This window comes from Planktothrix sp. FACHB-1355 (assembly GCF_014748295.1).
GTDB classification, from domain to species: Bacteria; Cyanobacteriota; Cyanobacteriia; order Cyanobacteriales; family Aerosakkonemataceae; genus Aerosakkonema; species Aerosakkonema funiforme_A.
This window is the reverse complement of the sequence record NZ_JACJUP010000239.1, coordinates 1-7,187: the sequence shown is the minus strand read 5'-3', so window position 1 is coordinate 7,187 and position 7,187 is coordinate 1. Positions and strand designations below refer to the sequence as shown.

The 7,187-nt window shown below is 43.0% G+C and carries 7 protein-coding genes and 1 pseudogene; 5 read left to right on the top strand and 3 right to left on the bottom strand.

Annotated features, from left to right (window positions below):
- Positions 1-304: pseudogene (locus tag H6S82_RS12535) on the bottom strand (Zn-dependent hydrolase); the annotation flags it as partial.
- Positions 305-538: 234 nt separating this feature from the next.
- Here H6S82_RS12535 and H6S82_RS12530 point away from each other — a divergent pair.
- Both H6S82_RS12530 and H6S82_RS12525 read left to right on the top strand, forming a co-directional pair.
- A complete protein-coding gene (locus H6S82_RS12530; protein WP_190464825.1) occupies positions 539-925 on the top strand; it encodes a gamma-glutamylcyclotransferase in 387 nt (128 codons plus the stop codon).
- A gap of 59 nt (positions 926-984) precedes the next feature.
- Positions 985-1,665 carry a tetratricopeptide repeat protein gene (locus H6S82_RS12525; protein WP_190464826.1) on the top strand — a complete coding sequence of 227 codons (681 nt, stop codon included), beginning with the start codon at positions 985-987 and terminating at the stop codon, positions 1,663-1,665.
- A gap of 62 nt (positions 1,666-1,727) precedes the next feature.
- On the opposite strand, the gene puuE is transcribed toward H6S82_RS12525, so the two are convergent.
- Positions 1,728-2,645 (bottom strand): allantoinase PuuE, encoded by a 918-nt coding sequence (gene puuE / locus H6S82_RS12520; protein ID WP_190464827.1) that lies wholly within the window; start codon positions 2,643-2,645, stop codon positions 1,728-1,730.
- A gap of 107 nt (positions 2,646-2,752) precedes the next feature.
- Here puuE and pucL point away from each other — a divergent pair, with 107 nt between their 5' ends.
- From pucL to uraD, 3 genes are all read left to right on the top strand, one after another.
- Positions 2,753-3,673 (top strand): factor-independent urate hydroxylase, encoded by a 921-nt coding sequence (gene pucL, locus H6S82_RS12515; RefSeq protein ID WP_190464828.1) that lies wholly within the window; start codon positions 2,753-2,755, stop codon positions 3,671-3,673.
- 6 nt (positions 3,674-3,679) lie between these two features.
- Positions 3,680-4,042 (top strand): hydroxyisourate hydrolase, encoded by a 363-nt coding sequence (uraH, locus tag H6S82_RS12510; RefSeq protein WP_190464829.1) that lies wholly within the window; start codon positions 3,680-3,682, stop codon positions 4,040-4,042.
- A gap of 90 nt (positions 4,043-4,132) precedes the next feature.
- Positions 4,133-4,633: a 2-oxo-4-hydroxy-4-carboxy-5-ureidoimidazoline decarboxylase gene (uraD, locus tag H6S82_RS12505; RefSeq protein ID WP_190464830.1), complete on the top strand. Its 501-nt coding sequence runs from the start codon at positions 4,133-4,135 to the stop codon at positions 4,631-4,633.
- Here uraD and H6S82_RS12500 read toward each other — a convergent pair.
- The gene (locus H6S82_RS12500; RefSeq protein WP_190464831.1) at positions 4,624-6,753 is read right to left on the bottom strand and encodes an NACHT domain-containing protein; all 2,130 of its coding nucleotides are present in this window, start codon (positions 6,751-6,753) and stop codon (positions 4,624-4,626) included. The two genes, uraD and H6S82_RS12500, sit on opposite strands and share 10 nt — an antisense overlap.
- Positions 6,754-7,187: the final 434 nt, after the last annotated feature.

Genomic DNA, 7,187 nt, shown 5'->3' with positions numbered 1-7,187 from the left:
CACCCAGCGTTCCATCATATATTCCCCCTGATGGAACGGTGTCTATGTGGGAACCTGTTGCCAAAACTGGTGCTTTTTCCACTTGTCCGGGATAAGTGCCAATCATGTTACCAGCCGCATCAATTCGCACGTTCATCCCTGCTTCTGTCATCCATCTTTTCACTAATTCGCGGGCTTGCAAATCTTCTGGGCTGTAAGCAATGCGGCGCACTCCTCCATCGGGTAGTTTCCCGATTTCTGCCAAACGAGAGATGCTGTTGTTTAGCCGTTCTTGATTTACGTAGATAACAGAATTTACCGTCATAGCTAAAACTGGTAATTGATTATAAAATTTTAACGCAGAGTTACGGGCAAGGTATGGAAGCCTTTGGAAATTATGATGCAAATGTTCAATCTGAACATTTTTAGGTAAACGGCATCATCAAGATGTCGGTCATACGAAAATTTTAATTATGCCGTGTCCTTACAGGATATTAGACCCGAAATCACCAAAAAAATGATATTAATTATAGAAAGCGAAAGAAAGGATGAAAGTTAAATGGAATCAAAACTGTTCTTTATTTGCGGTTCGGCGCTGCGGGGTCAACCCGATCACCAAAATTTGCAATCTGCCAAGTTTATCAAGGAAGCAGTTACGTTGCCAAAATACCGGATGCACGCTGTAGAAAAAGATTGGCATCCCGGTGTTTATGAGGTGGAAGAAGGAGGCATTGCTATTGCAGGTGAAGTGTACGAATTGACGGCGGAACAATACGATTATTTACTTTCTACAGAACCACCTAACTTGTATGCAGGAAAGGTAGTTTTGTCTGATGGGGAAGAAGTTACTGCTATGCTGTACCCGCGAGAGTTAGCGGAACAATATCAATGGCCTGATGTTTCTAATTTTGGTGGGTGGGCAGCTTATAAAAAATCAAAACAGTAGTTGCTGAGGTGGGAACTTAATTGTCTTTGCATAAGACATTATTGGTGTAGCTCAATATTATGCCAATGCTCGTGCGATCGCCAATTAAAATCCTCGCCTTCATTCCTCTCCTAATTTCTGTTCAACTCCCTTTGCTCTGCAATTTTTCAGCCTCATCTTTGGCAAGCCAAGTCGAGGCTGAAACAGGACGCGATCGCCAAGCAGAAGCAGATAGATTGCAACAACAAGGTTTTGCACAAGCACAAAAAAACCGCCAATACGAGGCAGCTTTAAACTCTTGGCAAAAAGCGCTCACAATCTATCGAGAAATCAAAAACCGTCTCGGCGAGGCGCAAGCTTTGGGAAATATTGGATATGCTTATTTTCTGCTCGAAGAGCGGGAAAAAGCAATTCAATACCTTCAGCAGAATTTAGCGATCGCACGTCAAATTAAACACCGCCAAGAAGAAGCGGACGCTTTAGGAAATATTGGAACTGTTTACTATTCGCTGGGAGATTATCGCAAAGCAATTGATTACTACAACCAAAGTTTAGCCATCCAAAGGGAAGTGAAAAACCGCCAAGGTGAAGCGATTTGTTTGCAAAATTTGGTGACAGCTTATCGTTATCTCGGTGAATACGATAAAGCGACTGAATACGAACAACAAATTTTGGCGATCGCCAACACTCAAGCAGAGGCGAATTCAACAACGCGCCTCTGGCAACAATTCAAAATAGTAGAAAGATACCCCAACCTTTAGCCCAATCTTATAATTGTAGGTTGGGTTGAGCGATAGGGAAACCCAACCCTGTACGATCGCAATTATTTTGGCTGGTATGGATGATTTTTAATCCAATGTTCCGCAATATCAATCCGGCGACAAATCCAAACTTTTTCGTGCTTTTGCACATAGTCTAAAAATCGCGCCAGTGCAGCCGTTCGTCCCGGTCGTCCCGCCAGCCTGGTATGCAATCCCACAGACATCATCTTCGGTGCTACTTCGCCTTCTTTATAAAGCACATCGAAAGCATCCTTGAGATAAGTAAAAAAGTCATCGCCGCTATTAAATCCGGGCGCAACCGAAAATTTCATATCATTATTATCGAGAGTGTAAGGTATCACGAGATGGGGTTTTCCTTCCACTTCCACCCAATAAGGCAAATCATCATTGTACGCATCTGAATCGTAAAGAAAACCACCTTCTTCTACGATTAAATTGCGCGTATTTAAACTCGGTGCGTAACGACAATACCACCCCAACGGACGGCTACCAGTGGTTTTTTCCAGCGATTTAATCGCACGCTGAATATGTTCCCGTTCCTCCTCTTCACTTAATAAGTGATAGCCGATCCAGCGCCAACCGTGACAGCAGATATCGTATCCAGCCCCAACAATAGCGTCTGCCGCTTCTGGATTGCGCTCCAAGGCCAATGCAGCACCAAAAACGGTAATTTTGATGTCGCGTTCTGCAAACAGCCGCATCAACCGCCAAAACCCCGATCGACTGCCATATTCGTACACCGATTCCACGATTAAATCCCGATTTCCTGGCCCCATCGACGCGCCGGGAACTTCCCACAAATAAGTTTCCGAGTGGTTATCGCCATCCGGGATAGAATATTCCGAACCTTCCTCATAATTCATGACGATTTGTAAAGCGATTCGGGCATCTCCCGGCCATTTTGGGTGCGGTGGATTCGCACCGTAACCGACCATATCGCGGGGGTAAACTGTAGTCATGGCAACTTCCTCTTTTTGTGATTTTTGTTACAGTTGTTTGGTACAATCTTTTGGGATTTTAAAGAGCGAGGCTTTTTAATATTATCAATCCAAAATCTCAAATCGATATGAACTACGAAATCAGCTACGGTAAAGAAGAAGTTACGGTTTATCGCACTTACGGTAAACCGATGTTGGGATTGACAAAAATACCTGAGTCGGCGTTTGCTGGCAAAGAAAATATTCTGTTTGCTGTCGATGTTGGCGTGGAGGTATTTGGCAATAATTTTCTGCTAGCTTACACGGAGGGGGATAATCGAAATGTGGTCGCTACGGATACGATGAAAAACTTTGTTTTGCAAAATGCGATCGCATACAATGATTCTACCCTAGAAGGTTTCCTCTATTTTCTCGGTCAGCAATTTTTGGCAACTTATCCCCAAATGTCTTCCCTGCGGATAACGGGAAAGGAACAACCGTTTATAGCGGCATCAGTTCCGCAAGATGGTAGTTTTGTAGATAGCAATGTTTTGTTTAGTAGGCTGCATGACGATAGTGCGATCGCAACTCTTTATATTGACCGAGATGACGATAACATAAAAATAGTATCTCACGAATGCGGACGAGTGGGATTGCAGTTAATTAAGATTACCGGAAGTTCCTTTGCCAGTTTCGATCGCGACAACTATACCACATTACCCGAACGGATCGATCGCCCCCTATTCATCTATCTGGATGTCTTCTGGAAATACACCGATGCGGGGAATGCAATCAACCCCGACTTATCCCAATACATCGCACCCGAACAAGTGCGCGATTTGGTGCAAGTTGTCTTCCATGAATTTGTCAGCAAATCGATTCAGCATCTCATCCACGAAATGGGAACTAGATTGTTAAATCGTTTCCCCCAAATGACAGAAGTTTCCTTCACCGCCCAAAATCGTCTTTGGGATAGCGCATTTGTTTCTGAAGATAACGAAAAAATCAAATCTTATTGCGATCCGCGTCCTCCCTACGGAATGATTAAATTAAAACTAACCAGAGACTAATCAAGAATGCCAGGTAAACTCACCACCCACGTACTCGACACAGCGCAAGGTATTCCCGCTGCAAATATGGAAATAGAATTGTGGTTTCTTACCCCGCAGAATGATGGTAGAAAGTTACTTAAAATAGTGCATACAAATCAAGATGGACGTATTGATGCACCATTACTTTCTGAGGGTGAATTAGAGGTGGGTGTTTACGAGTTGATATTTGATGTGGGAAAATACTTTACCGCACAGTCAATTAAAACGCCTCAACCACATTTTCTCGATCGCGTTCCGGTGCGTTTTGGGATTGCGGATATTCACGCGCATTATCACGTACCTTTGTTGGTGTCGCCTTGGTCGTATAGTACTTATCGCGGGAGTTAATAGGATTTAGGTTTAACCACAGATATCAGCAGATGAACGCAGATGAACACAGATGTTGATTAGAATTTTTGGAGGGGAGATAATAGACTGATGAGGTATCAAATAGCTGAGATTAATCAACTGAGTCAGCAAGATTTTATCGAAGTTTTAGGTGGAATTTTTGAGGATTCGCCTTGGGTAGCTGAAAAAGTTTATCGTAAGCGACCTTTTGCAGATTTGTCATCTTTACATCAGGCGATGGTGGGAGTGGTGCGAAATGCAAGTTTGGAGGAACAGTTGGAACTAATTCGATCGCATCCGGATTTGGGAAGTAAACTTAGAATGAGTGAATCTTCCGTGCAAGAACAAGCTGGTGCTGGATTGGATCGGTTAAGTGGTGAAGAGTTCGATCGCTTTCATTCCCTCAACCAAAGATACAAGAAAAAGTTTGGTTTTCCATTTATCATCGCCGTGAAAAATCATACTAAACAAAGCATCCTCAATGCTTTTTCTCAAAGATTAGAAAACCCCAAGGATGCAGAAATACAAACAGCTTTGCAAGAAATTGCCCAGATTGCTTGGCTTCGTTTGCGTGAAATTATTCAATCTTGACAATTACCCAGTAACATTCGCGCCTCAATTGCTTCCCAAATTTTTGGGGACATCCGCACTGCGGCTTGTTTGCACTTTACTATCAGCAAATTGGCATAGAGGTAATCTTCGAGAGCCTGTAATTCTTGACAGCATAAGCAAATTAGTTCGGGCTTAATCTTAAGAGCATTTAACCAGGTTTGAGAGACGCGATTGTTGAATCCTTGATGCACGTTGTCAGATCGATCAATACCCGGAGCTTTCGCTTTCAGCACTTCTAGTCGAGCAATTAGGACGGTAAAATTTACATCTTTGAAAATTTTGATATCCTGCAATTCTTGAGCGAGAGCGCGTGTGAGGGCGCGGGAGAAGGCGCGGGTGTGAGTGGCGGGACGGCAAGGAGTACGGGTAGAATTAAGAGTGCGTTCTAAGTTAGGATTAACAGCACGAGCAAGATCGAGAACGCGAGTTATTTCGAGGATACGACCGAGATTTGGACTGAGAATGCTGGCGAGTTCGTGAGCGCGATCGCGACCCAAAGCTAAGAACAAAGCAGTGGTTCGTTTAGCAGCTGGTTTAAAGTTTCCTTCCGTCCCTTCTGTCACCTGGTTTGACCAATTAAGTAGACCTTGTAATTTAGGAGTATTGATATGCTTTTGCGCTTCCTTTTCCATCATTAACAGCAACTCATCTGCCCCGCCGCGCATCAGTCCCGTTACTAGCAAAAATACTTCTTGCCAACGTTTATCGTTCAGGTGTTCGGCGACTAACTTCGGGATTTGGTAATGGTCGGTAATGTATTGAGCGGTTAAATATTCCTGAAGCGTTAAATGGGAAAATGAAAACACATCCTCTGCTCTTTCTACCAGGATTCCTTGTTGAACTGCGATCGCCTTCAAAACTCCTTCACCATCTAAATGCTTCGGTGCATTCAAATTACTAGCCAAGAAAGCCTTGATTTGACTAACAACCTCCTGCTGCGAAAAAAACAGTCGATCTGCCTCAAACCCTATATGGGCAATTTCCGCTAGTAAAATCTCTTCTAACTCCGTCCTCATTCCTTGATAAATTTCATCCTGCAAAATCCGCTTTTCCGCCGCCCATTCTTCTAACAAAACTCTCAGAGCTTTGCGGTAAAGAATACTGCGATTAGCCGGAAAGTTTTGCGAACGATCGTAAACCAGACACAGCAAAGTTAGCAACAAAGGAGTCTGAGCTAATTCTTTAGCTGCCGCATTTTCTCGTTTTTGGAGTAGTTGCCAGCACTTTTGGGCAGTGCCTAATTTTTTATCGAGTTCCGAATGAAACCAATTGCCAATAAATTGTTTAATTTGGGCATTGTCAAACTCTGCCATTGCCACATCAGTAAAGCGGCGAAAGTTTTGTCGGTATGCAGCCGTTCTGCAAGAAATAATAAACCGATTATTCTTGTAGAGATCGACAAAGTTTTGAATTTGGCCGATCGTCTCATTCATCACTTTAGCTGGCACTTCATCCAACCCATCCAGCAAAATTAACAGCTTTCCTTGCTCTAGTAATTTTGTCGTTGATTCTTCTGGGTTGGGAAAGTCGCAAAGACGAAACTCTTCAACAATCGATTTTTGCACATCCATATTTTCGGATCTAAATCCTTTCAACTCGATAAAAACGGGGATACACTCATGCTCAAATCCTCCTTGAAAGCCTTTTAAGACTTCCAGTCCCAGCTTCCGCAAAAAGGTAGATTTACCCGCGCCAGGGCCACCGAGTACCATTAAGTATTGCTTCTCGTTAGCAACTTTCAGTCCGTCTCGCTTCAGGCAATTTTTCGGTTGAAAACTTCGGGTTTCTCGGTAAGATATTTCTAAGTTTTCAATTGATTCAAAACGGCGGATATCCCACTTATCCAAAAACTGAACGGCGGTATATACTGATTCCAATGCGACAGGTTCGCGCATACCCAATACTTTTAAGATGCCGTGGCGATCGCTGTAGTTTTGGACGTATTGTTTGGAAGCTGTAAATATTAGATTTTGAACTTTTTTATCCACAGTTTCGCCCAATTGCCCTAAAATTTTACCTCCTGTTTCCCAAGCGTTTTTGACAAATATTCCAGCTAAGTTTTTGGCTGCTTCTAAAGCGATCGTTTCAACTCCGAGCATACTGTTATCCTTGAATATTGAGTGCAAGGTATGGCTAGTAATACTAATAAAAAGCACGCTCGTCTCTAAGTAAACCTCTTGTCAAAACAAGCAGTCGAGGTTATTAGAGGCAAACACAATACTATATAATTATCAACAAACTTTTAAATCTGGCGACTCACCCATTCCAGGTATTTTTCAAAATTATCAGGGCATTTATCGTCCCCTAATCTACCCCATTAATTCCTTTTTATCTCAATCCGGTGTTGCGAACAATAACTCGATCGCCTCTCCTTACACGCTGGGGGAGAGGTAAAGCTATTTAAGGAAAGGCGATATGGGCTACGCGCAGGCTACGCCAACGCACTTTTCCAAAGATATCCCAAATCCTTTATTATCCCACAACTGCTGCCACTTCTACATATTCGCATTCAGTAGTTGGTTGAGGAATAGGT

Excerpts from the sequence above, each read along its gene's own strand:
- uraH (WP_190464829.1), top strand. The coding sequence starts at position 3,680 with ATGCCAGGTAAACTCACCACCCACGTACTCGACACAGCGCAAGGTATT.
- H6S82_RS12530 (WP_190464825.1), top strand. The coding sequence starts at position 539 with ATGGAATCAAAACTGTTCTTTATTTGCGGTTCGGCGCTGCGGGGTCAA.
- uraD (WP_190464830.1), top strand. The coding sequence starts at position 4,133 with ATGAGGTATCAAATAGCTGAGATTAATCAACTGAGTCAGCAAGATTTT.
- pucL (WP_190464828.1), top strand. The coding sequence starts at position 2,753 with ATGAACTACGAAATCAGCTACGGTAAAGAAGAAGTTACGGTTTATCGC.
- H6S82_RS12500 (WP_190464831.1), bottom strand. The coding sequence starts at position 6,753 with ATGCTCGGAGTTGAAACGATCGCTTTAGAAGCAGCCAAAAACTTAGCT.
- puuE (WP_190464827.1), bottom strand. The coding sequence starts at position 2,645 with ATGACTACAGTTTACCCCCGCGATATGGTCGGTTACGGTGCGAATCCA.
- H6S82_RS12525 (WP_190464826.1), top strand. The coding sequence starts at position 985 with ATGCCAATGCTCGTGCGATCGCCAATTAAAATCCTCGCCTTCATTCCT.